We start from the raw sequence: 26,257 nt of genomic DNA, 5'->3' as shown, positions 1-26,257 counted from the left end.
GCTATCGCTCCGCGAATGATTGTAGTTTCGCGACGGTCTCTATGGCCGGCGCGTAGGCGAAATCTGGGAAGGCGGCGCGCGTCGCTGCGATGTCGAACGGACGATAGCCGTTATGCGGCATAGGTCCAACGCGCGGCGTCTCTTCGACCGCTACTTTACGCCGCGCGGCGCCGGCCACCGCTTCCGCCAGCGCGCGGAACGAATGCACGTCGCCGGTCGCTACATTGAGCACGCCGATCGAGCGCCGCGTCAATATCCGGAAAAGGATCTCGGCGAGATCGTCAATCCAAACGTGGTCGCGTCGCTCCTCGCCCGCGCCGAAAACCGCGATATTCTCACCGGCCGCCGCGAGGCGACGAAAGCGATTGGGGCCATAACCGTTGTGCGGATCCTCAAGACCATAGAGAAGGGTCGGACGCACGATCGTCAACGGCGCCGAGATATCCGAGCGAAATGCGATTTCCCGCGCAAGATGCATGACGCCGTGCAGCGTTCCGGGCGCGGTGGGCGTCTCTTCGTCAATCGGAACCGGCTCGTCGGCGTAGACGGCGTCCGAGCTGATGTTGATCACATGCGACGGCGCCGCATCCTTTAACGCCGCGACCATCGCGCGCGTCATTTTGACATTCTCGACAAGCATGTCGAGAGAGCGGCAAGGCGCGCGCGCCGCGGCCGCCACGACCGCATCGCCGGGCTGCAAAATCGCGCGCAATTGCTTGTCGGCGTCGTCGGCAAGAAGATCGATCTGCTGGCGGTTGATCGCCAATACGGGAATTTGCGCGCGGGCGATGCGGCGACAGAGCGCGCCGCCGACAAATCCACTCCCGCCGATGACAACGATGCGAGCGGGAGCCATCGGCGCGGGAGCGAGATGGCGCAGCATTAGAGGGTTCCCGCGCTTGGGTTATGGCGAGACCCGAGCGTGTAGTAATCGAGGCCGGCCGCCGCGGCGGCGCGTGGATCGAGCAGGCGATAGGGATCGATGACGATGCGGCCCCGCATCGTCCGAGATATGTCCGCAACGCCAACTCGACGATAAGCAGGCCAGGGCGTCAAGATCATCAAGGCGTCGGCGCCTTCGAGCGCCGCGAGCGGCGAGTCGACGCCCGTCAGTCGCGCGTGAGAAATTGCGCTGGCTTGCACCACAGGATCATGCGCGACGAATCGCGTTTCCGGCAGACCCATGATCGTCGCGACGGACGGCGAATTCTTGATTGAATGCGTGTTCTCCTTGTAGGCGAGGCCCCAAACGGCGATCGTCGCCTCGGGCTTTTCGCGAAGCAGAGCGGTCGTGATCGCGCCACGCACCCAATCGCGGCGCCGCCGGCTGTTGTCGATCCATGCGCGGACGACGCCCGCGTCCGTGTCGAAACGCTCGGACAAAGCAATGACCGTCGCAAGGTCGCGCTCGAGATTGCCGCCTGCGATCCCCAATCCCGGCGAGAGATAGGCGCTTGGGCCGATGCGGGCGTCGAGCTTCAACGCGGGAACGATCTCGGACCACTCGGCCCCTATATTTTCACAAAGTTCCGCCAGCGTGTTGGCGACGCTGATTGACGACACCAGGCAGCAGTTGATCGCGATCTTGCAGAGTTCGGCGCTCTCGTAACTCATCGGGATCAACGGACATCCGAACGCACTGAGCAACGCCTTGTAGCGCGGCTCCAGGGGCGCATCGGAATCCGCGCATCCGATAATCGTTCGCTCCGGCTGCAGCGCGCGCGCCATGGCGCGGCCAAACACGAGCGTTTCGACCTGATAGTAAAGCCGCTCCGGCGGAACCGCGCGCACGCCCCGCGTAAAACCCGGAGGCACCTGACAAAGAATGACGAGAATCCCATCGGGGCGCAACGCCTTCGCCACCGCCTCGATAATGCCGACGATCGGGCTAAGATCGCTTTGGCCCCTATCGTCGGTAGGCACGTCGTATGAAATATAGACGATGTCGCATTCGGCGAGCCGCGAAAGATCATTGGTGAAGGCTTGCCGAGCGCCATTGGCGCGCAGCAGATCATCGAGATCCGGCTCCTCGATCGGCGGCTGTCCCGCCGAAAGCCGCCCGACAAGTTGAGAATCGGAATCATAGCCGATCGTCTTAAAACCCTTCGCCGCGACGGAGATCGCGGAGACGATCCCGAGGTGGGTCATGCCGGCGAAGCCGACGACAATATCCGAAGCGTGCTTGATTGCGGAAGTCATGCGTCTTGCCCGCGGCGTCGCCGCAATTGTTCGAGAACCACATCCTCGAGTTGCGCCAACACGTCTCGCAGCCATATGTCGTTTGAGAGGTCGGTCTGTGCTCGAGATTGGCACATGCCCTTGAAATGCTCGTATTCGACCTTCCAAGTCGGATCGTCCTGCACGAGCGTGACCGCCTGCTCCGGCGGGCGACCCGACGGAAGAATTCGCCGTCGCATCGTAAAAGTTGACGGACCCCATTTGCACAGCGATTCAATGTGAGCGCTGCCGTTTTCCGCAAAGATATCGCAAGCGAAGTGATTGCGCCAAGACAGCAGCGTCATTTCGAGCTCGATGCGACATGCGCCGTCTTCATTGCCGATAATGACGTGATCGGGCGACTTGTTCTCAAAGCAGTTGACGGCGACAAGTTTGAATCTCGCGTCGATGTCGCCGAACCAGAAGCGGCATGTGTCCAGAAGGTGCGAGCCAAGATCCGGAAGCACGCCGGCCCCGCTATCGCGCCATTCCGAATTTCGCACGAGGCGCGCCGTTCCATTGCCGTAGAACATGCGACAGGAATAGATGCGCCCCAGTTCGCCCGACGCAATGAGATCGCGCATGCGCACGAAATGCGGTTCGAAGCGATGATTGTAAGCCGTGTAGCAAACGACGTTCGCGGCGCGCGCGAGGCGCTCGAGTTCGTCAATTTCCGAGGCCGTGCGCGTCCATAGCGGCTTTTCGACCAACGCGTGCTTTCCATTCGCCAGCAGGTATTCGAGGATTTCGAATTTCGGCTCATCGGGGATGCAGCACAGCGCCGCATCGAAGCTATCGAGCGGAATGTCTTTTATTTCTCGATAGTCCGCAGCGGCATTGTAGGGGTCGACGGTCGCGACGAAGTCTTCGCCGGCAAACGCACGCCTTTTATGTCCCTGCACCCCGAGGCCGACAACGATCACTCTCATGGCGCTACACGTAATTCGTTTGTTTTTCCACCGCGTCCAGCTTTTTTAAAATTTGCTTGGGCGCAATGGGCGTATTGCCGTCGCATTCGCATTCGCAAGCGGCCGCGAGCAGACCGATGATGGTCGCCTGCGTCGGGTCCTTCGTGGCGAGCATGGCGAGCGTCGAATATGCAAGGAGCGCATCGCCGGCGCCGACGGGGTCGACGAGAGTCTCGACAAAGCTGTCGAGCACGAAAAAACTATCCAGCGATTCGTGATCTGCGCTTTGGCAGACGAGCACCCCGCGCTGCCCGAGCTTAAGGATCAGCAATTTACATTGCGCCTCATCGAATATCGCGGACGCCAGAGGTCGAATGCCTGAGTCCTGATCGGCCAGCGCAAATCGCGCCTCGCGCTCATTCGGCGTAATCAGATCGAAGCCGCGAAATTCAGTGATGTTTCCCCAGCGGCTCGCGACCTGGCTGTCGGCGACGCGATAGGCATTCGCCGGAATCGCCTCGATGAAATTGGGTATCGTGCGGCGATTGAAGATACCGTGACGGAAATCGGCATAGATCACCGCATCGGCGCCGCTGTTGCGCACCGTATCGGTCATCTTGGCGCACATGGCGTCGGTGATTGAGTTGTTGTCGAGCGTGTCGACTTTCAAAAGCCGATAGCCGCCGACGACGATTGCGTTCTTGTTCACCGTGGGACGACCGCGTTCCGTCACGACCGAGACAGCGACGCCGGCCTGCTGAAGGTCGTTCAGAACGAATTCGGCGTCGGCGTCATCGCCCAGCACGGTGCAAAAAGAAACATTCGCTCCGGCGGCGCGGCAGTGCTTCGCGACGATCGCCGCTCCTCCTGCATAGTCCGTTTTCGACTCAAACAGAACGGACAAGGTCGGGGTCTTGGTCTGGCCTCCGATCATGACGCAATTGGTGTAGCTGTCGACGATCGTGTCGCCGACCACATGAACGCGATAGTCGGAAAGCGCGTTAATCGCGCGGCGCAGGTCTTCGAAGGAAATTCCTTTTCTCTCCATGATGATTTGGAGCTTTTCGAAGCGAAGCTTCGGAGCTTCGAGTTCAATGAGCTTCGAAGAGGAATAAACGATGTCGCCGGGCGTGAAGACGATCTCGCCGCCATAGGCGCGCACGACTTCCGCTTCCTCCGCGGTCTTCGGAGGCATCCCGGTCGTTGTGTATTCGTAGCCTTTTGCGAAGAGGTCAGGCTGAATGAGTTTCAGATTGGCGAGCGGCGTCGCATTGACGTCCACGACCACATAGTCGACCATCTCGAGAGCGGCGAGATTGAGCGCTCGCAAGTCCTGCGGCACGTGCGGCCGATGCAGCCCCTTCGTGATGTGCGCGTCGGCTGTTATGCTCGTAATCAGAATATCGGCTTTGCCCTTGGCGTAAGCGAGATGCCGAATGTGGCCGGGATGAACCACATCGAAAACGCCGTGGCACATTATTGCGCGCTTTTCGCGCGGCATAGGACCGAGGATTGCGCGCAACTCTTCCGGCGTCTTGATTTTGCGGCCATAGAGTTGATTGAGTGAGCTGTTGGGCATGAGCAACTCTGCGAGAAAGCGTCATCGGTTGGAGTGAAGGCTTCGTTGGGTCCCTGCGCGTCGCGAGTCTGTAGCAAACGACTCCGCGCGCCGACTCATATCCGAGCCGCGTCGCCTCCAAGAAATTCGAACCACGTCTTCGTCGCCTTTGCGATCGACTCGGGATCCCAAAGCGGAGCATCCTGCCAAAGATGTATCTGCTGCATCATCCTCGGCGCTCCCTCTTCAAACGGAACTTTCGGCCGCCAATGGAGAAGCGTAGAAATCTTCGTGATGTCCGCCCAGGTGCAATCGGGCTCGCCGGGCCGCTTAGGCACATAGACCACGTCGCCGCCGAGCAGGGACACGAGTTGATTGATTGATTTCGGAGCGCCGGCGCCGACATTGAAGCGCTCGCCGACGATATCCGTTTCGGCGGCGGCGAGAAACGCTTCGGCGACGTCCGTTGCGTAAATGAAGTCGCGTGATTGCGACCCGTCGCCGACCACGGTGTACGGCTTGCCGGCGAGTTTCTGGCGAAAGAAGACGCCAAAGACGGCGCCATAGGCGCCCGTGGTGCGCACGCGCAGGCCGTACGCGTTGAATATGCAGATCGAATTGACGGGGAGCCGGTAGACGTTTCCCCAGTGAAACACCGCTTGCTCGCCCTGATATTTTGAGAGAGCGTAAGGATATTGCGGCGCGATCGGGTGATCCTCGCGGGTCGGCGTCGCGGCGAGGCCATAGCAGGATGAAGACGCCGCATAGACGAATTTTTTCACCTTTGCGGCGCGCGCGCATTCGAGCACGCGGACCGTTCCCTGGACATTGATGTCCATATATTCGATCGGGCGTTCGATTGACGGAACGATGTCGCCAATGCCTGCGAAATGGAAAACATAGCGGCAGTCCGAGAAGATCGGATCACCCGGCGCCAGCGTGCGTATATCTTTCCAATGACAGGCGAGGTCCGAGTTCTGCGCATGATGCGCAAGATTCGCCTCGCGCCCGCCCGACAAGTCGTCGATCACGCGAACGCAAAATCCGCGATCCAGCAGCAGGTCGACCATATGGCTCCCGATGAAGCCCGCGCCGCCTGTCACCACAGCAATAGGTTTGCCGTTCATGCTGCTTTCAATCTTTGCAGCCGCTTGACGTTGAAATAGGAGTCGTCGTCGAAGCTGTTCGGCAAGCGATTTTCTCGGAAGGCGACGCAGAGTTCGCGCACCGCGTCCTCGATCGTGCGCCGCGGCTGAAAGCCCAGCACGCGTGCGATCTTGCCTGAATTGATGTGATATGAGCGCAGATCGTCGCTCGGCGTCGTCACGATTTCGAGATCGCCGCGTTCGGGATATTCTTCGAGCACGACCTTGCGAACCAGTTCGGCGATTTGCATCAAAGAGAGATTTTGATATCCGACGTTGAAGATCTCGCCTTGAATCTTTTCCGCAGGCGCCTGGAGAAACATCTCCACCGCGTCGACATAGTCCTGAACATGCAGGTTCGGTCGCAATTGCGAGCCGCCGAACACCGTGATCCTGTTCTTGTTCACGGCGTGATTGGTGAGAATGTTCACGGAGAGATCCAATCGCTGGCGCGGCGCGTAGCCGCACACGGTCGCCGGACGGAAGGTGACGCCCGTGAAACCGTCGTCGATGTGTTTGTTGAGCAGCGGCTCGCACATGCCCTTGTATTTGTTGTAAAGCGTCAGGGGCACGAGCGGATGGTCTTCCGTCACCTCGGGCTGGTCGGAAACGCCATAAACCGACGATGAAGACGCATAGATGAAGCGCTTGACGCCCGCGTTCTTGGCCGTGAGCACCATCGGCTCGAAGGCCTCCAAATTCACCGAGGTCGAGAGCCGTTCATCGAGTTCGAAGCTGGCGTCATTGGAGATGCAGGCGAGGCTCAAGAAAGCGTCGTGGCCGGCGACCGCGGCGGCGAGCTTCGCCTGGTCGCGTATGTCGCCCTGAATCACGGTCAGGTTTGGGTCGTCTTTCGGCAGGAAGTCACAACCGAAATACATGACGTCATACACGGTCACCTTGTAACCGGAGCGAAGGAGCTGTGGAACGAGACGGCTCCCGCAATAGCCGGCGCCGCCGGTGATGAAAACACGTTCGAACAGTCGCGTCATCGAACATCCTCGCGTATGTCGCTTACCCCGCCGACCGCGGCGGCCGATTCTTGCTGCGCAACGTCGATTTCGAATCCCGAAGCCGTCGCGTCGCGATAGAACATTTGCACCGTCTCGAGAGAAAACTGCGTGAGATCCTTTCCGACCAACTCTAGCTTGGAAAGAATGCCGGGCGTGGCGGTGATGATATGGCAGCCCGCCTCCTGCGCGTGAAAAACGTTCAGCAATTCGCGCGGGCTGGCCCAGAGCAGCTCCGCGCGCGGGCGCGACGCAAGCGCCGCGCGGCAGGCCTTCATGTGAGGAACAGGATCGACGCCGGTGTCGGCGATTCTCCCGGCAAAGACCGAAATAATCGCCGGCGTTTCGGGCGCGAGCGCCGCGGCGACGTCGCGAACCTGCTCCACGGTCATGATCGCGGTGACGTTGAGCGTCACGCCTTCCTTGGAAAGCGCGCTCAGAACAGGGCCGGTGAACTCGCCTTTCGTATTGACGACGGGAATCTTCACATTGACGTTCGGGCCCCAACCGGCGATGGCGCGCGCCTGGCGCGCCATGTCGGAGAAGTCGTCGGCGAACACTTCGAACGAGATGGGACGATCCGGAATCGCCGCGAGCGCCTTGCGCGCGAATGTTTCGTAATCGGCCACGCCGGCTTGGCGCATCAGCGTCGGATTCGTCGTGAAGCCGACGATCCTCGGATCGCGATACATGGCGATCATTTCGCCAAGATCGGCGCCGTCGGCAAAGAGCTTGATGAAAATTTTCGACATGAGCGACTTTCAGCTGTCTCTTTGAGGCAATGATAGGATCCAGTCGGCGGCCTCGCAGAACGAGCCGACGATTCGATCCGGACGTTCGGGGGGCCGTTCCGCCGTATAGCCAAGATCTATGAACACGGTGCGGCACCCAGCCGCAGCGCCGGCTTCTATGTCGCTCGCTCGATCGCCTACCATGAAGCTCTCCTTGAGATCGAGCGTAAGTTCGCGCGCAGCTTCCAACAACATTCCAGGCTGCGGCTTGCGGCAGGCGCACGCGCTTGTATGGCAGCAGATCTTTATCGCATCCAGAGGCATCGCCTGGCGAAGTCGGAGGCTCATTTCGTCGACGACCTCACGCGCGATTCGGCCCGCCCCCACATCCGGCTGGTTTGTAACGATGACGGTGAAGAAGCCTGCTTCCTTCAACCTTGCAACGCAACTCGGCGCGTCCGGATAGATCGCGAATTGCTCGAGAGTCGTCGGAGCGAAACTGCGGCCTTCGCGAAACTGCGGCACCACGAGAACGCCGTCGCGATCCAAAAAAACGGCGCGTCGCGGCATCCTTGGCTCCTACCACTTCGTCCCGCGCGACTGAAGAGCCGGATGAGACACGAGGCAATGCCAGACGACGGCCTGAAATGCTTCGGAAAGCGGCGTCACGCGGCCGGCGTCGACCTGCGGAATCACGACCACCACGTCGCCATGGGCGCTGGCGTGGCCGTCGGCGCGGCCCACGATCCCAAAAACGCGGGCGCCACGCTGCTTTGCAAGATCGATGGCCTTCACAAGATTGACGCTGACATTGCGCGCCGCGTTCCCGCCACCCACTGAAAAGACAAGGATTGCGTCGCCGCTGGACAGCCGGCTGACTTCAAGCCATCCGGTGAAAATCGTATCCCATCCCTCATCATTAGCCCGGGCCGTCAGCTCCGAAACATTGTCCGTCGGCGCATAGGTTTCGATCCCGCACAATTTTCGAAAATCATTCGCCGCATGGCCGCAATTCCCCGCGCTGCCCCCGACGCCCAATAAAAAGAGCCGTCCCTCGCGCTCACGCAATTGACTCAACTCGTGAGCGAGCCGCTCGACGACGCCGGCGTCAAGAAGTCCTGCAACTTCTCGCACCTGCTCCATGAAATTAACGACATGCGACAGGGCGGCGCTCCTGTTTAATAAGCAAAAGCTGGTTAGAATATCGCCCTGTGAGAGTCAATCCAGGCGACGCGTCGAATCGATGGCGTCTCAACTTCATTTTAGCCGCGCAATCACTTGCTGCAAGAGCAAACCAGCGAAAGCCGACGCCCTATGTCGAGCGGGTAATCAGGTCATTGGCGACTTGGCGTCGCCGAAATGCTAATCCGTCTTTCGCCCCGAAAATACAACATGCGTCCTATAAATGGGCGGACTGTCGGCAGAGGGCGCCGGACTGGACGACGAAAGCCAATGACGCGCGGGGCGCACAAGAACGCGAGGCGGGCGAGCAAAGATGAGCGGTGCGAATTTTGACGTTGTCATCGCGGGCGCCGGCGTCGTCGGTCTCGCCGTGGCCCGCGCGCTCGGCGAGACGGGATACAAGGTTCTGGTTGTCGAAAGCGCTCCGACGATTGGTTCGGGCGTCAGCTCGCGCAATTCCGAGGTCATTCACGCCGGTCTGTACTATCCGCCCGACAGTCTGAAGGCGCAACTATGTCGGCGAGGCGCCGAGTTGCTCTACCGCTATTGCCTCGATCGCCGCGTTGGATTCCGGCGACTGGGAAAGCTGATCGTGGCGACGCAGCCCGATCAGCAGGGCAAACTCGATCAGATCGCTTCGAACGCGCTTGCGAGCGGCGTTCGAGACCTCATTCGCCTCGAAGCGGCGGAGGCGCGCAAGCTCGAACCGAGTCTTGCGTGCTGCGGCGCGATCCTGTCGCCGTCGACCGGCATTGTCGACAGTCATGGGTTGATGTTGGCGCTGCAGGGCGACGCTGAAGAGTTCGGCGCGACCTTCGCCTTCAACGCCAAAGTCGTGGGCGGCGCGGTGACGCAAAGCGGGATTGCGCTCCAAATTCGTGACCGCGCCAGCGCCGAGGTCTCCTCGCTTGAGACGAGGGCTTTCGTGAACGCCGCCGGGCTCGGCGCGACGACGCTCTCCCGAGCCATCGACGGATTTCCGGACTCCATGACGCCGCAACTTTATCTCGCGCGCGGTTGCTATTTCACGCTCTCCGCGCGTGCGCCCTTTTCCAGGCTCATCTATCCCGTTCCCGTGGAGGGCGCGCTCGGCGTTCATCTTACGCTCGACCTCGCCGGACAGGCGCGGTTTGGCCCTGATATCGAATGGATCGATGACGTCGATTACAACGTGGACGCGCGGCGCGCCGAGGCCTTCTATGACGAAATTCGTCGCTACTGGCCCGCCCTTCTAGACGGCGTCCTGCTTCCCGGCTACGCCGGCATTCGACCAAAAATCTCGGGGCGGGGGAAACCTGCCGCAGATTTTCGCGTCGACGGGCCGCGCCAACACGGCGTCGAGGGCCTCGTCAATCTGTTCGGAATCGAAAGCCCGGGACTGACGGCCTCGCTCGCTCTCGCCGAGCTGGTCCGCGATCGCCTCGGTGAGACGCCTTGACGCGCGGAGATCTGATGCAGGCGCCCCCGGCCTTTTTGCAGGCGCGACGCGCCCTCGATTGGCGCGCCCCCTGATTTCGCGATCGACCCGACGCGGGGAACAGCGCATGCGCTCGCGCGCACGCTAACGAAGGACCGTCATGAGCCGACTTCGCATGCACCGGGAGAGTCATCTCGTTCAGCGCATCGGCTGGCTGCGGGCGGCGGTGCTCGGCGCCAATGACGGCGTCGTGTCGACGGCGAGCCTGATCGTCGGCGTCGCCGCCGCGGCCGCGACGCGCAGCGAGGTGCTGATCGCCGGCGCGGCGGGCTTAGTGGCCGGCGCCATGTCGATGGCCGCGGGCGAATATGTGTCGGTCAGCTCGCAATCCGATGCCGAAAAGGCCGACCTCGCGCGCGAACGCAAGGAATTGAGCGAGCAAATCGAACTCGAAAGGGAGGAGCTGGCGCATATTTACGTCGAGCGCGGCGTCGACCTTGACCTCGCGCGGCAGGTCGCTTCGCAATTGATGGAGAAGGACGCCCTGGTCGCGCATGCGCGCGACGAATTGGGCATCTCGGACATCGCCCGCGCGCGGCCGGTGCAGGCGGCCTTGACGTCGGCCGCAACCTTTGCCGCTGGCGCCGCGCTGCCGCTCCTCATCGTCGGGATCGCGCCGCGCGACGCGCTCATTCCCGTTGTCTCGGCCGCCTCTCTCGGGTGCCTGGCGCTGCTTGGCGCGATCGGCGCGAGGGCCGGCGGCGCCGGCGTCCTGCGCGCCGCGGTTCGCGTGACCTTCTGGGGCGCATTGGCGCTGGCGCTGACGGCGGGCGTCGGCAAAATTTTCGGCATGGCGGTTTAAAAGAACCGGCGCTTGCGGAAACGGTTCTATATGGCGAACGCAAGAATCAGATTGCGCATGGAGCAGCAGATGTTTCGCCTTCGGTTTGTCGCGGTCCTGAGCGTCGCTTTCAATATGGTCGGCGTGGCCGTCGCGAAGGAGCCTGCGCCTGTCGAAATCGTGACCGAAATCGCCAGGGCGACGAAAACCGCCACGGGGCAGCCGATCACGCTGCCGCAGGGGCCCTTGGAGGTCGTGGCGTCGATTTACACTCTGGCGCCCGGCGTCAGATTGCCGGAACATAAGCATCCGTATCAGCGCTATGCCTATGTCCTCGAAGGCGAACTGATGGTCCAGCAGGCCGAATCCTCCTCGCGCGTCTATCGCGCTGGCGAATTCGTCATTGAGAGCGTCGACCGCTGGCATTTCGGCGCGACGGTCGGCGCCGTTCCGGTCAAACTGCTGGTCATCGATCAGTCGCCGCCGGGCGGCGACGTCACGGTCAACCGGCCAGCGCCGTAACGGCGGATCAGCACACGACCGCGCGTACGTTAGACGTCGCTAGGGCGTTTAGTGTCGCGCTAGAGCCGCGCCTCCAGGATCATGTTGAACGGCGTCGCCGCCGCCTTGCGGAAATGGGAGAAGCCGCCTTCGCGCACGACCTCGCCGATGCGCTTTGCGCCGGCCTGGGCGCCGAGCGCGAGCCCGACGTCCTGATTGAGCGAGGTCGGCACGCAGATGTGGGTCGAACCGGCGTAATAGACGCGTCCAACGGGGTTCAGATTTTCCGCGAGGCTGTCGCCGGCCGCGGGCTCGATCAGCATCAGCGTTCCGTCTTCCGCCAGAACCTCGCGGATATGCGCGACGGCGCCGACGGGATCGCCCATGTCATGCAGTGAATCGAACATCGTCACCAAGTCGTAGCGTTCGCCGGCGAAATCATGCGCCCGCGCCACTTCGAAGCGCACGTTCTTGCGACCGTCGGCCTTCTCCCTGGCATGCGCGATCGAGCCCTCATGGTAGTCGATCCCGACAAATTCCGAATTCGGAAAGGCGTCGGCCATGAGCAAGGTCGAGACGCCATGTCCGCAGCCGACGTCGGCGACATTCGCGCCGCGCTCGAGCTTGGCGGTGACGCCGTCAAGCGCCGGCAGCCATTCGGCGACGAGATGCGTCCGGTAGCCCGGCCGGAAGAAGCGCTCGACGCCGCAGAACAGACAATTGCAATGGTCGCCCCAATGCATGCCCTTGCCGCTCTTGAAGGCCTCGGCGAGTTTGGGTTCGTCGTGAAAAATCGCCGACATCAGGCTGAAGCCTCCCACCATGAAGGCGGGGCTGTCCTCGGCCGCAAACACCGCCGTCTGCTCGGGAGACATCGAAAATTTGCGCGCCTCGGCGTCATAATCGACGAATCCGGAGGCCGCTTGCGCGGAGAGCCATTCGCGCACATAGCGCTCATGCGTGCCGGTCCTATCGGCGAGTTCGGCGGACGTGGCGGCTCCTTGCGAGAGCGCGCGGAACAGGCCGAGCTTGTCTCCGATGATCACCAGAGCCGCATTGGACGCGGCGCCGAGTTCATTGACGACCGTTCCAAGCAGCGAGTCGAGCTTGTTCATGTCCAGGTTCATCGCTTACCTCTCATGTGGATGGACGCGGGGCGCGCTTTCGGCCATCGCCCCTGCGTCGACATCGCGCGCGACATCACGCGCGTCGGCATGACGTCGGGAGAATACAGGCGCGACGTCCGATCGCCGAGCGGTGCGCTGCGCTAGCTAGCGCAATTTAATCGTCAGATCCGTGCCGTCGTTTCCGGTCTCGCCGCTGACCGGCTGGTCCGAGATGATGAGCGACGCCCCAGTCCACAGCCGCTCCGCGATTCGTTCGCGAACGTCTTTTGGGATGTCGACGCGCTCGAGCGCCTCGGATGGGGTCACGCCCGCCGGGCGCCAATCCAAGGATATGTCGGCTTTAGCATCGGCTAAGGCCAAATCCTTCCGGCGCGCCGTCTGCGCCTCCGGCATCGACACGACCGACCATTTGAGCGAGCTCCCGTCCTCCTTGGCCGCCGTCGCAATATAAAGATGCGAGCCGAGCGGCGCGTCCGGATCGCGGATCTCGATTGGCGCATCGAAAAGCGGCGAAAGCGCCTGGCGAACATAGATCCGCCGATCCTTCTTGCTGATCAGAACGGAGATCGGCGTCATGCGGCGCTCGGCTTCCTTTTGAGCGGTTGCGGCGGCGGCGGCGGTCGTTCTCGCCTCATCCAGGCGCCGGTCGGCGTCGGCGCGATCCGCGTCGCTGGCGGCGAAGGCCGTTCGCGCCTGTTCGAGCTTCGCCGTGGCTTCGGCAAGCGCGGAGTCGGCGTTGAGCTTCGCCTGCAGCGCCGCGTCCCGAGTGAAGAGCGCCTTACCATAGGCTCTCGTCAGGCGGTCGGCGTTGGCTTTCGCCAGCGCATCGCCCGCCGACGCGCTGCGTTCCGCCGTCAGGGCCGGTTCCTGCTGGCTGTCGGCCGCCGCCGTTGCAGCGGCGGACAATGCAGCGGCCGCGTCCGCTCTGACGCGGGCCGAGGCCTGCGCGGCTTGCGCCGCGCGGAGCGCCGCCGCGGCGCGCGCGGCCTCATTTTGCTTGATGCCCGCATCGGCTGACAAAGCCTTGACGGCGCGGTTGGCGGCGGCGGCTTCAGCCACGGCCTTGGCCTTGAGTCGCTGGGCATATTGGTGCGGATTGACCATCAGCCGTTCGGCGACGGCGGGCGGGCTCGGGGGAGCCGAGGAGGAGGGTTTCTCCGCCAGATTTCCGGGTTTGGGCTGGTCCGCATTCTGCTCGATCTTAGCGGCGGGCGCGTCGGCGGCGTCGAGCGCCGGCTGCTGCTGCCCTATAGCGGGCGTGGCCGCATCGCCCGCAGCAATCTTGTCGCCGGCTTCCAGCTGGGGCTGCGCCGCTTGTTGCTGCGACTGCGCGGCGGGCGCGTCGGCTTCGACGGCGGAGGGCTGTTGCAGATCGGCGGTCGGCGCGGCGGCTCCAGCCGTTTTGCCGGCAGCGTCGGCTTTGGGCTGCTCCGCCTGCGGCTGCGGCGCGATCGCGGGGCGATCCTCTGCGACGTTGAGAGGCGGTTCGGCGCCGGCCGCCGGCGCGCCTTTTTCCGCTTCCGCGGACGCGCGCATCTTAGGCGCGGGCAGCAGCGGGTGTTCGAATTCGGCGGGAAACACGTCATGCGGCGAGATCACGACCCGCTCGCCGATCCTGGTCATGCCCCAGAGCTTCGCCGCGAATGCGGCGGGAAGCCGGATGCAGCCGTGCGAGGCGGGATGCCCCGGCACGACCCCAAGATGCATGGCGATGCCGGACCAGGTGATCCGCTGCATGAACGGCATCGGCGCGCTGGAATAGATGTTGGAGCGGTGGAACCGTTCGCGGCCGATGATGGTGAAAATGCCTTTCGGCGTCGGATGTCCGGCGATGCCTGTCGAGATCGCCGAACGGGCGACGAGGCCGCTGTGGTTGTAGATCGACACCTGCTGGTCGGCGATGGAGGCGATGACGAAGAGCGGCCGGTCGAGCTTTGCAGCCTCGGGCTTGGCGTCGGGCGGAGACGCCGCGCCGTTCTTGTCCGTCGCCGGACGGGAGATTTTTTTTCGCCCAGCGGGGCGTTGCGGCCGAACGACGCGCTCTGGCGCTGGAACGGCGCTGATGAGAGGCTCGCGGTCGCCCCAGAAATAATAGCCCTGCGCCATGACGGGCGTCCGCGCAAAGCCGAGCGCCGCGGCGGCGGTGACCGCCACCTTCGAAAAAAGCCGGGCGCGAGAGCACGTTCGCAAGCGCATGTGCCGCTCCAAACTGCGGTTGAGCACCTTCGGTACTAAGGCGAATTTGTTATTTAATCGATAATGAATGGCTAATACGTGGCCAAACAGCGACCAAGATCAAGATGCAATGCTTGAGCTTTGCTTCGAGCGCGGTGAAGAGAGGGTTGTCTTGACTCAGCTTTGCAGCGCAATGGCGATGAATCTCATGATCGCCGCGAAGGCGGCGTCGGTCACCGTCAAGACGCCGGGGAAGAAATAGAAGCCGTGCGGCATGGCCTCGCCGATGAAATGCGTGACCTCCACGCCCGCCGCCGTCAATTTCTCGGCGAAGGCGCGATTGTCGTCGACAAGCGGATCGGCGGTTCCGCTGATGAGCAGCGTTCGCGGATAGCCGTTCAGATCGCCGAGCGCCGGGCTCGCCCAGGGGTCCCGCCACTGCTGCGATTTCGTAAGATAGGCGCCGCGCGCAAATCCCATGAAGGACGCGTCGATCACGACGCCCGTCGGGGCAAGCCGCTCGTAGGACGCAAATTTTTCGAAGTGAAAATCCGTGACCGGACAAAAGAGCACGGCCGCGAGAAGGGATAGGCGTTCCTCGCGGCTCCTTATCGCCGCCGCCGCCGCGAGGTTGCCTCCGGCGGAATCGCCGCAGACCAGGATGCGCGATGCGTCGCCGCCGATGTCGGCGCCTCGATCGCGCATCCAGCGCAAAACCGCCATGCAATCGTCGAGGGCGGCGGGAAAGGGCCATTCAGGCGCCCAGCGATAATTGACGCTGACCACGATGACGTTGTTTTCGGCGGCGATGCGGCTGGTGACATAGGCGGTGTCCTCGGATCGTCCGACGACAAAGCCGCCGCCATGCACATACAGCATCATCGGTTTCGGACCGCCGCCGGGCGGCGCGTAGCATTCGCAGCGGATCGGACCTGCGTCCGAAGGAACGGCGAGAGTCGAGACGAAGACCTGCGGATAGAGCTGCGCGGCGCTCGGCGGCAGTTCCGCCGGGTCGATCGCCAGCCCCTCGCCTCTGTAGCAGGCGCGCACCGGCGCCATCATCATGTCTCGCATCGCGACGGGCGCGCGCAGTTTCGACAGCAATCGATAGAAGGGCGCAGCCGGATCATTTTCGGCGACGTTGACGACTCCGGGTCCATCCGCGCGCTCATCGACAAAATCGGACGGCGCGGCGCGGCCATTTTCGATGTCGCCCATGCGTTCTTCTCCAAATTTTGCGCTTCAGGAATACTGCGCGCTCACGACACAATGTGAAAGGCGGGGCCAACGCCGTCCGTCGGCCTGAGCGCGATCTTTCAAGAATCGACGCGGCGTCCACGCCGGTCAACCGCGAAACGCTTCACGCGGATACGGCGCGTTCGGCCCATATCGTCACATTTTCCTGTCGTCGCGTGGACCGCCGCGACAAGGGCGGCCATGACGCCGTGAAATGACCCCTCGTTAACCGGGATTCGGAGCCCTGGACGAAGCGCGTCGCAAATTGACAGGACGCAGCCGCGAGAACAATATCGTCGCCTACCGTCTGCGGGGGCGAATTCCATGACTGACAATGACGACGGCGTCGACCGTCGGCTTTCGCGCCGAGCTCTGTTGCTCGGCGCTTTCACGCTGCCTCTTGTCGTTTTGGAGCCGGAGCCGGCATCCGCGCAGCTGGGTCTCATTGGCGCGATGCTCGGAGGGTTTCGTTTCCGGTTTCACCGCCGCCATTCCGGCGGCTACCATCATTATCATGCGCGCCGCCATTACGCGCGTCATCGCGGACGCGTGCGTGTCGCGCACCATCGCCGTCATGGCGGCGGCGGTGGCGGGGGTGGCGATGGCGGCGGCGGGGGTGGCGGCGGCGGACAGTTCAGCAAAGGCGGCCTTTAACGCCGGCCGCGTCGCCGCTTGAGTCTCTGCAAGGCTTCGGCGGCGTCGGGGACGTCCTGGAGACTCGCCTTGTAATAGAGCTCTTCGGCCTTGCTGCGACTAACGTCCAGTCCGGCCAAGCCCTTCTCATAGGCTTCGCCGAGCCAATATTGGGCTCTGCCGTTGTTTTGCGTTTCGGCCTGCTGAAACCAACGCAAGGCCTCGGCCGGGTCTTGCCTGCCGTCGGGCGTCATGCCGTCCTTGTACATGACGCCGAGCGAGGCTTGCGCGTCGGCATAGCCCTGCATCGCCGATTTCTTGAACCAGTTGAAAGCCTCCGAGAAATTCTGCCGGCCCGGCGCCTTGGCGTAGAGAGTGGCGAGGTAATATTGCGCTTCCTTATCGCCGGATTCAGCCAGTTTTTGCGCAAGCGGGAAGGCGACGTCCCATCGGCTGCGATCCTTCATCGCCGCGCGCAGCTCGGAAATTGACGCGCTCGAGTTCGAAGAGGACGGCTGGCGCCAATTGCAGCCCAATGGATCGTTGCGCGTCGCGAATTGAGAATTGCAGTCGCCGCGCGTTTGGAGGGGCTCATCATTGACTTTACGGATGGGGCGTTGGTCGCCATCGCCCGGATCGGTTCGGGTCTGGCGTTCGTCCCGCGTCGGCGGCGACGACGGCTCGATCAGCGCGAGAAAGACCAAGGTGGCGAGCGCCGCGGCCGCGATGCCGAGAGAAGCGCCTTGCGCCGCGGGATGCAGCCGCTTGAAGCGGCGCACGAGCGTCGCGCTGCGACTTTTCGCAAGGGCGATAAGCTTCGTCGACATGTGCTCGGGCGTCGGCACCTCGCGCTCGGCCGTCGAATCCTGGACGAGATGTCCCGCGCTTCGAACAATGCTCGAGGCGTCGATGCGCAGCGCCGTGGCGCCGAGCGCGTCGCTGAAGGCGCGCATATTCGGGAAGCGTTGCTCCGGTCGCTTCGACAGCGCCGTCATGATCGCCGATTCAAGTTCCGGCGTCACGCCGGATATGCGCGGCACGAGCGGCGGCGCCTCGGCGTGGATCTGCGCCTGGGTGAGGTCATATTCGGTCGCGCCGGAAAAGGGCGGCGCGCCCGCAAGCATCTCGTAAAGCACGACGGCCAATGAATAGAGATCGCTTCTTTCATCGCCTTCGCCGCCGCGGCATTGCTCGGGCGACATGTAAAGCGGCGTGCCGACCGCCGTGCCGGCGCGAGTCAGACGCACGCTGCCGCGCACCCGCGCGATGCCGAAATCCATGATCTTGATTCGCCCGTCGTCGGCGACCATGAGATTCGACGGCTTAATGTCGCGGTGGATAACGCCCATCTGATGCGCATAGGCGAGACCGTCCGCCGCCTGCGCGATGACGGCGAGGCTTTCCTTGACGCCGAGCGGCTTGCCACGCTCCCTCAATATCTCGTCGAGCGGCCGGCCGTTCACGAGCTCCATGACCATGAAAAGGTCGTTGCCCTCCAGCACCGGCGAATAAAGCGTCGTGATGTTGGGGTGGTTGAGTTTGGCGAGACTCGTCGCTTCGGCGCGGAATCGTCCGACGAAATCAGGATCCTGGGTGAGTTCCGCGCGTAGCGATTTGATCGCCACGTCGCGCTCGAGGAAGGTGTCGAGCGCGGCGTGCACCTTGCCCATCGCGCCGACGCCGAGCAGCTTGACGATGCGATAGTGCCCAATCATCTGCGGGTCGGTCATGGCTCAACCCTCTGCGGTGGCGTCGATCTTCGCCGTCAGGGCGCCCGTCGGCGGGTCGGCGACGTTAATCCGCTTCGTCGCCGCTTGATCGGCCGTCCGATCGGCGGCGTCGGTCTCCGCCACGAAGACGCCGACGGAAATATTGTCGTGTCCGCCGCCGCGGCGCGCGGCTTCGATCAATAGCCGGCAGGCCTCCGTCGGCGGGTTTTTTGAGACCAATTCGGCGATCCTTGCGTCGGAGACGAGATTGGTCAAACCGTCGGAGCACAAGACCATGATGTCGCCCTGTCGCAGCGGCAGGCCTTCCATCCAGATTGTCGGCTCGACGTCGAGACGCGTGCCGAGCGCCTGCAGAATGACATTGCTTCCGGCGCCTTTGCCTGCGTCCTCCGGAGACATCACGCCGTCGCGCACCAATTGCGCGTGCAGCGTCTGATCGTCGGAAAGTTGGGTCAGCCGCCCGTCGCGCATCAGATAGGCGCGGCTGTCGCCGACATGCGCGAGCCACAGAAGACCGTCCCTCACGCCGAGCGCCGTGCAGGTCGTTCCCATGCCGGCGCAGTCCGGATGCTGGGCGGCATAGTCGAATATCGCCCGATTGGCGGCGTCAAAAGCGGCGCGCAGCGCCTCGGACGGGATCCTATCGAGCGAATAATAGACGCGCCGCACGACTTCGAGCGCGAGCGCGCTCGCCACCTCTCCGGCGGCGTGGCCGCCCATGCCGTCGGCGACAAGCGCGAGCGCGCCGTCATCGCGCGCCGGCGCGGGGCCGGCGCTTGCGATGAAGGCGACGGAGTCTTCGTTGAGCTGCCTGACGCATCCGACATCCGTGCGGATGGCGCCTGCGATGCGCAACGGGGCTGCTGGCCGGTTCGCCGTCATGGCAAGACGGACCCTTTACTATTCGCGCTGCGCCTGGGTGAGCTCCGCGCCATATTTGATCGGAACCGCCATGGTCGCTTTGGTGTCGCCAACATTACGGCTGTATGTGAACAGACCAATGACCTTGCCGGAGGAGTTGAACACCGGACCGCCGCTGTTGCCCGATCCGGTGGCGACGACGCTGAGCTGGTAAACGTCGCCCATGTCGCTGGCGAAGGTGCCGCCCTCCGTCGACTTCACGCCGCTCGCGGTCTTGGACACGATGCCTTCGGTGACGGTCGCCTCGGTGATCTTTTCCAGCTGGCTGCGAATGCGGCCGCGCTCTTCGGTTTGCCGCAGCACGAAATTTTCGACCGAGACGGCGGGATAGCCGAGCACGGTGATGTTTTCGCCGATTTCGACGGCGGCGTTGGGCGCCATTTCCACTTTGGTCAAAGTCTGAGGCGAATCGATCTTGACGAGCGCCGCGTCGGCGTCGGGAGACGTCCTCACCAGACTGGCGTTCACGCCCAAGCGGCTGCCGTGAAACTTGACCTCGAGAACCTCGTTGCGGCCGACGAAAGACGCCTTGTTGTTGGAGTTCGGATCAGGGGTGTTGCCGGCGAGCGCGGTCGTTGGATCGTCGGTCTTGAAAATGTAGCCGCCGGATTCAGGAATCCAGTGAAACACGTCGGCATAGGCCGAATCATAGAGATCGATGAGCTTCGGCTCCTTGATTTTGGCTTTACGCTTCTTTCCCGATGAGACGACGACATAGTCATAGAGGATGCCGTCCCTGCCGCCTTCGGCGCCATAGGCGACCTGCCAGCCGGCGGCGACATGCTTGTTGGTGAGAATATAGCCCTGCTCGCTGATGACGAAGCCGCTGCCCGAGCCGCCGCCGCCGACCATGAGATTGGTGATGTGATCGTCCTCGAGGGTCAGCCAGCGCACGACGCCAAGATTGTTGGGCAGCTGCACATAGGCGGGATAGCGCCGTCCCTTGTAGTCGACGGTCTTGTGCTGAATGGGCCTTCCGGTCTGCTTATCATACAGGCGCCACATCATGCCGACTTGGACAGTCGCCTTCGCGAACTTGTCATAGATCTCGCGCGGCTTCATGCCGATCTTGAGGTTGACGTCGCCCGGGATGCGCGACAGCCTTTCTTCGGTCTCGTTTTGGACGAGCTTGTCTTCCGCGTCTCTTCGCTCCAGTTCGCGATGCTGAGCCCAGTAGAGCGCCGCGCCGCCCAGAACGAAAAAGGCGACCACCGCGGCGATCGCGCCGGTCACGGTTCGATTGGCCTTGCCGCGCTCTTCGCCGATGAGCCGCTGCACAGTTTCGTGGCCGATTCCGATCTTCTTCGGCGCTCCGCCGTCGGCGTTCGGTCCTGCCGCCGTGCTGGCGCCGGTGGCGGCGGCGTTCACCGCCGTCGAAGCTGCGGCTTCGGCGGTCTTGATGACGCGGGTCGCCGCCGTGTCGCTGACGCCGATCACTTTCGTTCGGGCCGCGAAATTTGCGGGCCGCGGCTGCACGTCGAAGGTGAATTTCGGACCTTTGGCGCCAAGTTCGATCGTGTCTTCGGGAAGAAGTTCGACTTCGCCGTTCACCCGCTCGCCATTGAGAAAGGTGCCATTGCTGCTGCCGGCGTCCGTGAGCTTGAAGGAGACATTGTCGCCTTCGCCCATGATGCGGATGAGCGCATGTTTGCGGCTGACGACGCTGTCGCCGACGGGATCGAAAGCGATCTTCGACGCGGGATCGCGGCCGATGGTGAATTCGCGCGAGTCGCCGACGGGCAGCTGTTCGATCTGATTGGCTTTGGAGCCCGATAGATGGCGTATGATAATACGCTCGATTGGAGTCGTCATTTCAGCCCCCTGCGCCCAAAAAGGCGCGCTCGTCTTACGCCCATTTTAAAATGAACGCATACCCCCAAATTGAGGATAGACCCGACTTTCCTTGGGAGGCAAGGTCGCTGGGCCGCAGCTGCTGAGGGCGCACGCAAGCGCTTCTTGGCCGGCGGAGCCGATCGGCTCGGAACTTGGCGGAGCGCCGCGTTATTTCTTCAACGATTTCTGGAGGCTAGTCGCGCGTCTTGTCGACGCGCACGCATCCTGCCGTTTTTCGCGTTCTTTCGCCGATGGAGGCTTTGATTTTTTTGCGGTTGCGCGGGCGCGCGGGCGTCCCGCCAACAGGTTCGCCGCGGCGCCGCGCTACGTGCCGCCGAACGGCGATCGGCGCCGCGAGCGGGATCGTCAGGTCCGCTCGCAGCCATCCTAATGCGTCACGCGTCTCGCGCTTAGATCGCCTGCATGGCTTCGGGCTTGCCGCGCGCGCGCTTCGCCATCAGCCGGTTGAGCGCCGAGACATAGGCGCGCGCCGAAGCGACCAGCGTGTCGGGATCGGCGCCGCGGCCCGTCACCGACTTGCCGTTCTCGCTCAGGCGCACGGAGACTTCCGCCTGCGCGTCGGTGCCTTCGGTGACGGCGTGGACCTGGAACAGCTCCAGAGTGGCCTCATGCGGCGCGAGCGCCTTGATGGCGTTGAAGATCGCGTCGACAGGGCCGTTGCCGGTCGCCTGATGCGTCAGCTTCTGTCCGTCGACGTCGAGGGTGAGCGCCGCCGACTGCGGGCCATGCGTCCCGGCCATCACCATCAAGGCCTCGACCTTGATGTGATCATGCGCGTTGACGATCTCGTCGTCGACCAGCGCGACCAGATCTTCGTCATAGACGAATTTCTTGCGGTCGGCCAAATCCTTGAAACGGTTGAACGCGTCCAGCAGCGCGTTTTCGCCGAGATCATAGCCGAGCTCCTTCAGCTTCTCGCGGAAGGCGTGGCGGCCCGAATGCTTGCCCATGACGAGGGACGTCTTGGAGACGCCGACGCTCTCCGGCGTCATTATCTCATAGGTGTGGGCATTCTTGAGCATGCCGTCCTGATGGATGCCGCTCTCATGCGCGAAAGCGTTCCGTCCGACGATCGCCTTGTTGTATTGCACCGGGAACGACGTCACCGCCGACACGAGCTTCGAGGCGCGCGTCAAGAGCTTCGCGTCGATATTGGTGAAGAACGGCAGCGCGTCGGCGCGCGTCTTCATCGCCATCACGATTTCTTCGAGCGCGGCGTTGCCGGCCCGCTCGCCGATGCCGTTGATCGTGCATTCCACCTGCCGCGCGCCGCCACGCACGCCGGCGAGCGAATTGGCGACGGCCAGCCCCAGATCGTCGTGACAGTGCACCGAGAAGATCGCCTTGTCCGAGTTGGGCACCCCCTCGCGCACGGCGCGGAACAGCTGCTCATATTCCGCCGGCGTGCTGTAGCCGACGGTGTCGGGAATATTGATCGTAGTCGCGCCGGCCTTGATCGCGGCCTCCACGCAGCGGCAGAGAAAATCGAACTCCGTGCGCGTGCCGTCCTCCGCCGACCATTCGACGTCGGCGACGTGATTGCGCGCGCGCGTCACCGAGGCGGAGACCAACTCCAGCACGCGCGCCGGCTCCAGCTGGAGCTTGTATTTCATATGCACCGGCGAGGTGGAGATGAAGGTGTGGATGCGCGGGCGCTTGGCCTCCCGCAACGCTTCGGCGCAGCGGTCGATGTCCTTCTCGGAAGCGCGCGCCAGCCCCGCGACGGAGGCGTTCTTCACGCGGCGCGCCACTTCGCTGACGCTCTCGAAATCGCCGGGACTGGCGATCGGAAAGCCGGCCTCGATGATATCGACGCCCAATTGGTCGAGGAGATCGGCGACCTCGAGCTTCTCTTCCAGGGTCATCGAGGCGCCGGGCGATTGCTCGCCGTCGCGCAGGGTGGTGTCGAAAATCAGGACGCGCGCGTCGTTATCCGCGACGGCGCCGGGCTGTGACGTATGGCTCATCGGTTTTGAAATCCTGCTTTGCCGCGCCCGCTGAGGGGCTCTTGTCGTCTGACTGCATGACATGTCCCCTGAAAGCCTGGGCGCGAGCCCGTCGGGCGCTCAGGGGCGACTAAGAAGCAGGAGGCCGAAAAGCGGCAGGGAACGCGGCCGAGCGAATCCGCGCGCGCGCGCCGGCGTCGCGTGGTCATTCGCAAAGGCGGTTGCGTAGGGCAACGATCTCGTCCCGTTCCGGCGGCGTTGGCCGCAATCGCCGCAAGAATAGCGCAAGAACGCCCCTCGCCGCAAGCGCCGCCTCGCCATATTCCCGGGCGCGCGGCGCGCGGGCGGTCTTAAAGTGAAACAGACAATGACGCCAAACGCCTAAGCGTCTCGACGAAGAGAATTTTTGAGCCTGAAACGCTTATGGCTCTTGCCGAAACGAACCGATGGGACCTAACATTCAACTATGGTCAAAACCGCCTTCTCCATCCGCCATGCGCGTCCCGGAGACGCAGAGCAGATCACGCGCGTTCACGACGCCTCGTGGCGCTACGCCTATCGCGGCGTCATCCCCGGCGCCGAGCTTGAGCGGATGATCGCCCGCCGCGGCCCCAATTGGTGGCATTCGGCGATCGTGCGCGGCACCGGTCTTCTCGTGCTCGACTTCGATGACGATATCGTCGGCTACTCGACCTATGGGCGCAATCGCGTGCCGTCGATGCCGTATTCGGGGGAGATCTTCGAGATCTATTTGTCTCCCGAGCAGCAAGGACTTGGCTTGGGACGCCGGCTGTTCAACGCCACCCGGCGCGAACTCGCCGAGCACGGCTATCTCTCCACCATCGTCTGGGCGCTCGCCGATAATGAGAAGGCGCTCGCCTTCTATCGCAGCCTCGGCGGCCAGACCGTCCGCCGCGCCGAGGAGCGCTTCGGCGCGGACATGCTGACCCGCGTCGCTTTCGGCTTCGTTTCCGCGCCCGTGCGGTAAGTAAAATTTGGCGACATAAACGCGAAGCAATGTGAGGATACAGACCGCGGAGCGCCGCGATCCTCGCCAGTCGTCGCGCGACCTTCCTCAACATAACCCAGTGCTGCGCCGGCCGTTCAGGCTGCGCGGTCTATCGCAATCGGAGCACTTGAATGCGTCTCGACGCCATTCCCATCGGCGCGAACCCGCCGCACGAAGTCAATGTCGTCGTCGAAGTGCCGCTTGGCGGCGAGCCGATCAAATATGAGCTCGACAAGGCTTCCGGCACGCTCTTCGTCGATCGGTTCCTCTATACGGCGATGCGCTATCCCGGCAATTACGGCTTCATTCCGCATACGCTTTCGGACGACGGCGATCCCTGCGACGTGCTGGTCGCCAACACCCGTCCCGTGGCGCCGGGCGCCGTCATCGCGGTCAGGCCGATCGGCGTGCTGCGCATGACGGATGAGGCCGGCGGCGACGAAAAGATCGTCGCCGTGCCGTCGGCGCGACTCACGCAACGCTACATCGACGTCAAGAATTACACCGACCTGCAGGAGATGACCTGGCGACGGATCGAGCACTTCTTCGTGCATTATAAGGATCTCGAGCCCGGCAAATGGGCCAAGATCGCGGGCTGGGGAGACGCCGCCGACGCGCGCGCGCTGATCAGCGAGGCGATCGAACGGGCGCGAGCGGCGAAGTAACCTTAGCGAAGCGGCGGCGTGCGCGACACCACGCCCTTCTTGAAACACGCCGGCCGGTCCTTCCAGGCGACGATGCCGTTGTCGGTCGCAGCGAAGCTTTGCGCCGAGTCGATCAGTTCGTCGACATGGACGCCGCCGTCGAGATCGCCGATCACATAGGTCCATTTGCCGTCGCCGGCGAAGGCCACCGTCGCCGGGCGCTTGCACACCGCGAGGCATTCCACCGGCTCGACGGCGATATCGAGTTTGCGCTCGGTAAGGCGCGCGCGCAGCGCCTCCAGCAAAAGCGCGCCGGGACGCATGTCGGCGTCGCCGCCGTCGCGGCATGAGACGCAAACAAAGACCGTGACGCCCGGCGCAGCCATATCGAACTCCTGTCGCTGAGTTCGTCTTCTCGACCAAGGCCGCGCCAAAGACAAGGGCGTCCGCCACTCAGGTAACGTGATCGATTCAAAAGTTCAGAGCGCGCTCCATGCGAAAAACCGGTCCCGATTTTTTGCAGCGCGTTCTATGGCGTGAAGGCGCAGCGCGCGCCGCCGCCGGCCTTCTCCGCGACTTCATCGGCGTCGACGATGCAGTCGAGCGCCGTGATCGACGCATGCGAAGAGCCCGCCGCGCCTTCCGCCACGACGCCATTCTCGATCAAGGTCGCGTAGAGTTCGTTCGCCTTGCGGCCGCTCAATTCGATCTTCTTGCCGCCGAAAGTCAGTTCGCAGGCGCGCGACGTGATGTCCACATTGCCGGCGCGGCAGTCGATGGCGTCGGCCTTCACCGCGACGCGCTGGCCCTTGGCGTGCGGCGCTTCGGCGCGTCCGGCGAAATAGGCCGCGAGCAGCCTCTTGTCGGCGACGCTCGTTTGAGGCGACACTTCGCCGACGATCGCCGAAAGCGCCAGCGCGCTCGAGCCGCTGCTCGCGCCCGATTGAGCCGCCGCCGGCGCGAGGGCGGATAAGAAGACCAATCCAACCGTCTTGTATGCGATCATGGCGAATCCTCCGATAAATGGAACTGCGCAATTGACGACGAGCCCCCGACGAAAGTGCGGCGCAGGCGTTCAGTCGACGGCGGCGAGTCTATCCGCCATTTGCGCGAGCGTAAAAGCGCGCTCCGTCGAGGCTCGTCGAGGCGACGGTGATTGAACCGCCGCACGGCGGCTCAGCACCCCTTACGGCGCTCCCACATTTGAAGCTGGTTGACGCGGCTTTTCTCCCAGCCGCTCAGTCGCCCGTACGGCGGAAAACAGCCAGCGCCGAAGACGGCCCGCGCCCGGTCGGTGTTGAAGCAATGACCGTTACGCGCGTAAATCCGATTGCGCGCGTACCAGAGTTCCTCGCAAGACATATAAGCCGCATCCTGCGCCGCCGCCGGGGTCGGCGCGGCGACTTCCATCGATCCCGCGCCAATCGCGCCGATAAGGCTAAGCGCGGTAAAAATCTTCTGTGGTCTCATCG

25 protein-coding genes are annotated in these 26,257 nt (G+C 63.2%); 6 read left to right on the top strand and 19 right to left on the bottom strand.

The window, feature by feature from the left end; all coding sequences use genetic code 11:
* Position 1 precedes the first annotated feature (1 nt).
* The 9 genes from BN69_RS10405 to BN69_RS10365 form a co-directional block, all read right to left on the bottom strand.
* Complete coding sequence (locus BN69_RS10405; protein WP_014891564.1) at positions 2–883, bottom strand: NAD-dependent epimerase/dehydratase family protein; 882 nt, start codon at positions 881–883, stop codon at positions 2–4.
* Entirely contained in the window at positions 883–2,199 is a 1,317-nt protein-coding gene (locus BN69_RS10400; RefSeq protein WP_014891563.1) for a UDP-glucose dehydrogenase family protein, read from the bottom strand. The genes BN69_RS10405 and BN69_RS10400 overlap by 1 nt, the downstream gene beginning before the upstream one ends.
* On the bottom strand, positions 2,196–3,146 hold the full coding sequence (locus BN69_RS10395) for a Gfo/Idh/MocA family protein (protein ID WP_014891562.1): 951 nt from the start codon (positions 3,144–3,146) through the stop codon (positions 2,196–2,198). Before BN69_RS10395 ends, BN69_RS10400 begins: the two co-directional genes overlap by 4 nt.
* A gap of 4 nt (positions 3,147–3,150) precedes the next feature.
* The gene (locus tag BN69_RS10390) at positions 3,151–4,704 is read right to left on the bottom strand and encodes a PfkB family carbohydrate kinase (protein ID WP_014891561.1); all 1,554 of its coding nucleotides are present in this window, start codon (positions 4,702–4,704) and stop codon (positions 3,151–3,153) included.
* 95 nt (positions 4,705–4,799) lie between these two features.
* The gene (locus BN69_RS10385; RefSeq protein WP_014891560.1) at positions 4,800–5,810 is read right to left on the bottom strand and encodes an NAD-dependent epimerase/dehydratase family protein; all 1,011 of its coding nucleotides are present in this window, start codon (positions 5,808–5,810) and stop codon (positions 4,800–4,802) included.
* A complete protein-coding gene (locus tag BN69_RS10380; RefSeq protein WP_014891559.1) occupies positions 5,807–6,820 on the bottom strand; it encodes an NAD-dependent epimerase/dehydratase family protein in 1,014 nt (337 codons plus the stop codon). The genes BN69_RS10385 and BN69_RS10380 overlap by 4 nt, the downstream gene beginning before the upstream one ends.
* Positions 6,817–7,590 (bottom strand): transaldolase, encoded by a 774-nt coding sequence (locus tag BN69_RS10375; protein ID WP_014891558.1) that lies wholly within the window; start codon positions 7,588–7,590, stop codon positions 6,817–6,819. The genes BN69_RS10380 and BN69_RS10375 overlap by 4 nt, the downstream gene beginning before the upstream one ends.
* A gap of 9 nt (positions 7,591–7,599) precedes the next feature.
* Positions 7,600–8,139, bottom strand: a complete 540-nt coding sequence (locus BN69_RS10370) for a D-glycero-alpha-D-manno-heptose-1,7-bisphosphate 7-phosphatase (RefSeq protein ID WP_014891557.1) — start codon at positions 8,137–8,139, stop codon at positions 7,600–7,602.
* Between the two features lie 9 nt (positions 8,140–8,148).
* On the bottom strand, positions 8,149–8,712 hold the full coding sequence (locus BN69_RS10365) for an SIS domain-containing protein (RefSeq protein ID WP_014891556.1): 564 nt from the start codon (positions 8,710–8,712) through the stop codon (positions 8,149–8,151).
* A 352-nt stretch (positions 8,713–9,064) separates the two neighbouring features.
* On the opposite strand from BN69_RS10365, the gene BN69_RS10360 reads away from it, so the two are divergent.
* The 3 genes from BN69_RS10360 (at position 9,065) to BN69_RS10350 (ending at position 11,531) form a co-directional block, all read left to right on the top strand.
* Entirely contained in the window at positions 9,065–10,189 is a 1,125-nt protein-coding gene (locus tag BN69_RS10360; RefSeq protein WP_014891554.1) for an NAD(P)/FAD-dependent oxidoreductase, read from the top strand.
* Positions 10,190–10,328: 139 nt separating this feature from the next.
* On the top strand, positions 10,329–11,030 hold the full coding sequence (locus BN69_RS10355) for a VIT1/CCC1 transporter family protein (RefSeq protein WP_014891553.1): 702 nt from the start codon (positions 10,329–10,331) through the stop codon (positions 11,028–11,030).
* A gap of 12 nt (positions 11,031–11,042) precedes the next feature.
* The gene (locus BN69_RS10350) at positions 11,043–11,531 is read left to right on the top strand and encodes a cupin domain-containing protein (protein ID WP_244434915.1); all 489 of its coding nucleotides are present in this window, start codon (positions 11,043–11,045) and stop codon (positions 11,529–11,531) included.
* Between the two features lie 59 nt (positions 11,532–11,590).
* On the opposite strand, the gene BN69_RS10345 is transcribed toward BN69_RS10350, so the two are convergent.
* The 3 genes from BN69_RS10345 to BN69_RS10335 all read right to left on the bottom strand — a co-directional run bounded on the left by BN69_RS10345 (position 11,591) and on the right by BN69_RS10335 (position 16,030).
* Positions 11,591–12,637: a class I SAM-dependent methyltransferase gene (locus BN69_RS10345; RefSeq protein WP_014891551.1), complete on the bottom strand. Its 1,047-nt coding sequence runs from the start codon at positions 12,635–12,637 to the stop codon at positions 11,591–11,593.
* A gap of 144 nt (positions 12,638–12,781) precedes the next feature.
* Positions 12,782–14,833 carry a L,D-transpeptidase family protein gene (locus BN69_RS10340; protein ID WP_041926926.1) on the bottom strand — a complete coding sequence of 684 codons (2,052 nt, stop codon included), beginning with the start codon at positions 14,831–14,833 and terminating at the stop codon, positions 12,782–12,784.
* Between the two features lie 156 nt (positions 14,834–14,989).
* On the bottom strand, positions 14,990–16,030 hold the full coding sequence (locus BN69_RS10335) for an alpha/beta hydrolase (protein WP_014891549.1): 1,041 nt from the start codon (positions 16,028–16,030) through the stop codon (positions 14,990–14,992).
* A gap of 352 nt (positions 16,031–16,382) precedes the next feature.
* Between BN69_RS10335 and BN69_RS10325 the strand changes: the two genes are divergently transcribed.
* Positions 16,383–16,724 carry a hypothetical protein gene (locus BN69_RS10325; protein ID WP_148277083.1) on the top strand — a complete coding sequence of 114 codons (342 nt, stop codon included), beginning with the start codon at positions 16,383–16,385 and terminating at the stop codon, positions 16,722–16,724.
* Here the strand turns inward: BN69_RS10325 and BN69_RS10320 are convergent.
* The 4 genes from BN69_RS10320 to BN69_RS10300 all read right to left on the bottom strand — a co-directional run bounded on the left by BN69_RS10320 (position 16,699) and on the right by BN69_RS10300 (position 23,153).
* Positions 16,699–18,411 carry a serine/threonine-protein kinase gene (locus tag BN69_RS10320; protein WP_014891546.1) on the bottom strand — a complete coding sequence of 571 codons (1,713 nt, stop codon included), beginning with the start codon at positions 18,409–18,411 and terminating at the stop codon, positions 16,699–16,701. The two genes, BN69_RS10325 and BN69_RS10320, sit on opposite strands and share 26 nt — an antisense overlap.
* Before the next feature lie 3 nt (positions 18,412–18,414).
* On the bottom strand, positions 18,415–19,293 hold the full coding sequence (locus tag BN69_RS10315; protein ID WP_014891545.1) for a PP2C family protein-serine/threonine phosphatase: 879 nt from the start codon (positions 19,291–19,293) through the stop codon (positions 18,415–18,417).
* 18 nt (positions 19,294–19,311) lie between these two features.
* Complete coding sequence (locus BN69_RS10310) at positions 19,312–21,144, bottom strand: trypsin-like peptidase domain-containing protein (RefSeq protein ID WP_014891544.1); 1,833 nt, start codon at positions 21,142–21,144, stop codon at positions 19,312–19,314.
* 431 nt (positions 21,145–21,575) lie between these two features.
* Entirely contained in the window at positions 21,576–23,153 is a 1,578-nt protein-coding gene (locus tag BN69_RS10300) for a 2-isopropylmalate synthase (RefSeq protein WP_014891542.1), read from the bottom strand.
* Positions 23,154–23,598: 445 nt separating this feature from the next.
* Here BN69_RS10300 and BN69_RS10295 point away from each other — a divergent pair, with 445 nt between their 5' ends.
* Both BN69_RS10295 and ppa read left to right on the top strand, forming a co-directional pair.
* Complete coding sequence (locus tag BN69_RS10295) at positions 23,599–24,120, top strand: GNAT family N-acetyltransferase (protein ID WP_014891541.1); 522 nt, start codon at positions 23,599–23,601, stop codon at positions 24,118–24,120.
* Positions 24,121–24,272: 152 nt separating this feature from the next.
* Positions 24,273–24,806 (top strand): inorganic diphosphatase, encoded by a 534-nt coding sequence (ppa, locus tag BN69_RS10290; RefSeq protein WP_014891540.1) that lies wholly within the window; start codon positions 24,273–24,275, stop codon positions 24,804–24,806.
* Positions 24,807–24,808: 2 nt separating this feature from the next.
* On the opposite strand, the gene BN69_RS10285 is transcribed toward ppa, so the two are convergent.
* The 3 genes from BN69_RS10285 to BN69_RS10275 form a co-directional block, all read right to left on the bottom strand.
* Positions 24,809–25,171, bottom strand: a complete 363-nt coding sequence (locus BN69_RS10285) for a DUF1636 family protein (protein ID WP_014891539.1) — start codon at positions 25,169–25,171, stop codon at positions 24,809–24,811.
* Positions 25,172–25,314: 143 nt separating this feature from the next.
* Positions 25,315–25,791: a hypothetical protein gene (locus BN69_RS10280; protein ID WP_014891538.1), complete on the bottom strand. Its 477-nt coding sequence runs from the start codon at positions 25,789–25,791 to the stop codon at positions 25,315–25,317.
* 170 nt (positions 25,792–25,961) lie between these two features.
* A complete protein-coding gene (locus tag BN69_RS10275) occupies positions 25,962–26,255 on the bottom strand; it encodes a YARHG domain-containing protein (RefSeq protein ID WP_014891537.1) in 294 nt (97 codons plus the stop codon).
* Positions 26,256–26,257 lie beyond the last annotated feature (2 nt).

It is taken from the genome of Methylocystis sp. SC2 (assembly GCF_000304315.1).
Taxonomy (GTDB): Bacteria; Pseudomonadota; Alphaproteobacteria; order Rhizobiales; family Beijerinckiaceae; genus Methylocystis.
This window is presented reverse-complemented; position numbering and strand designations above follow the sequence as displayed.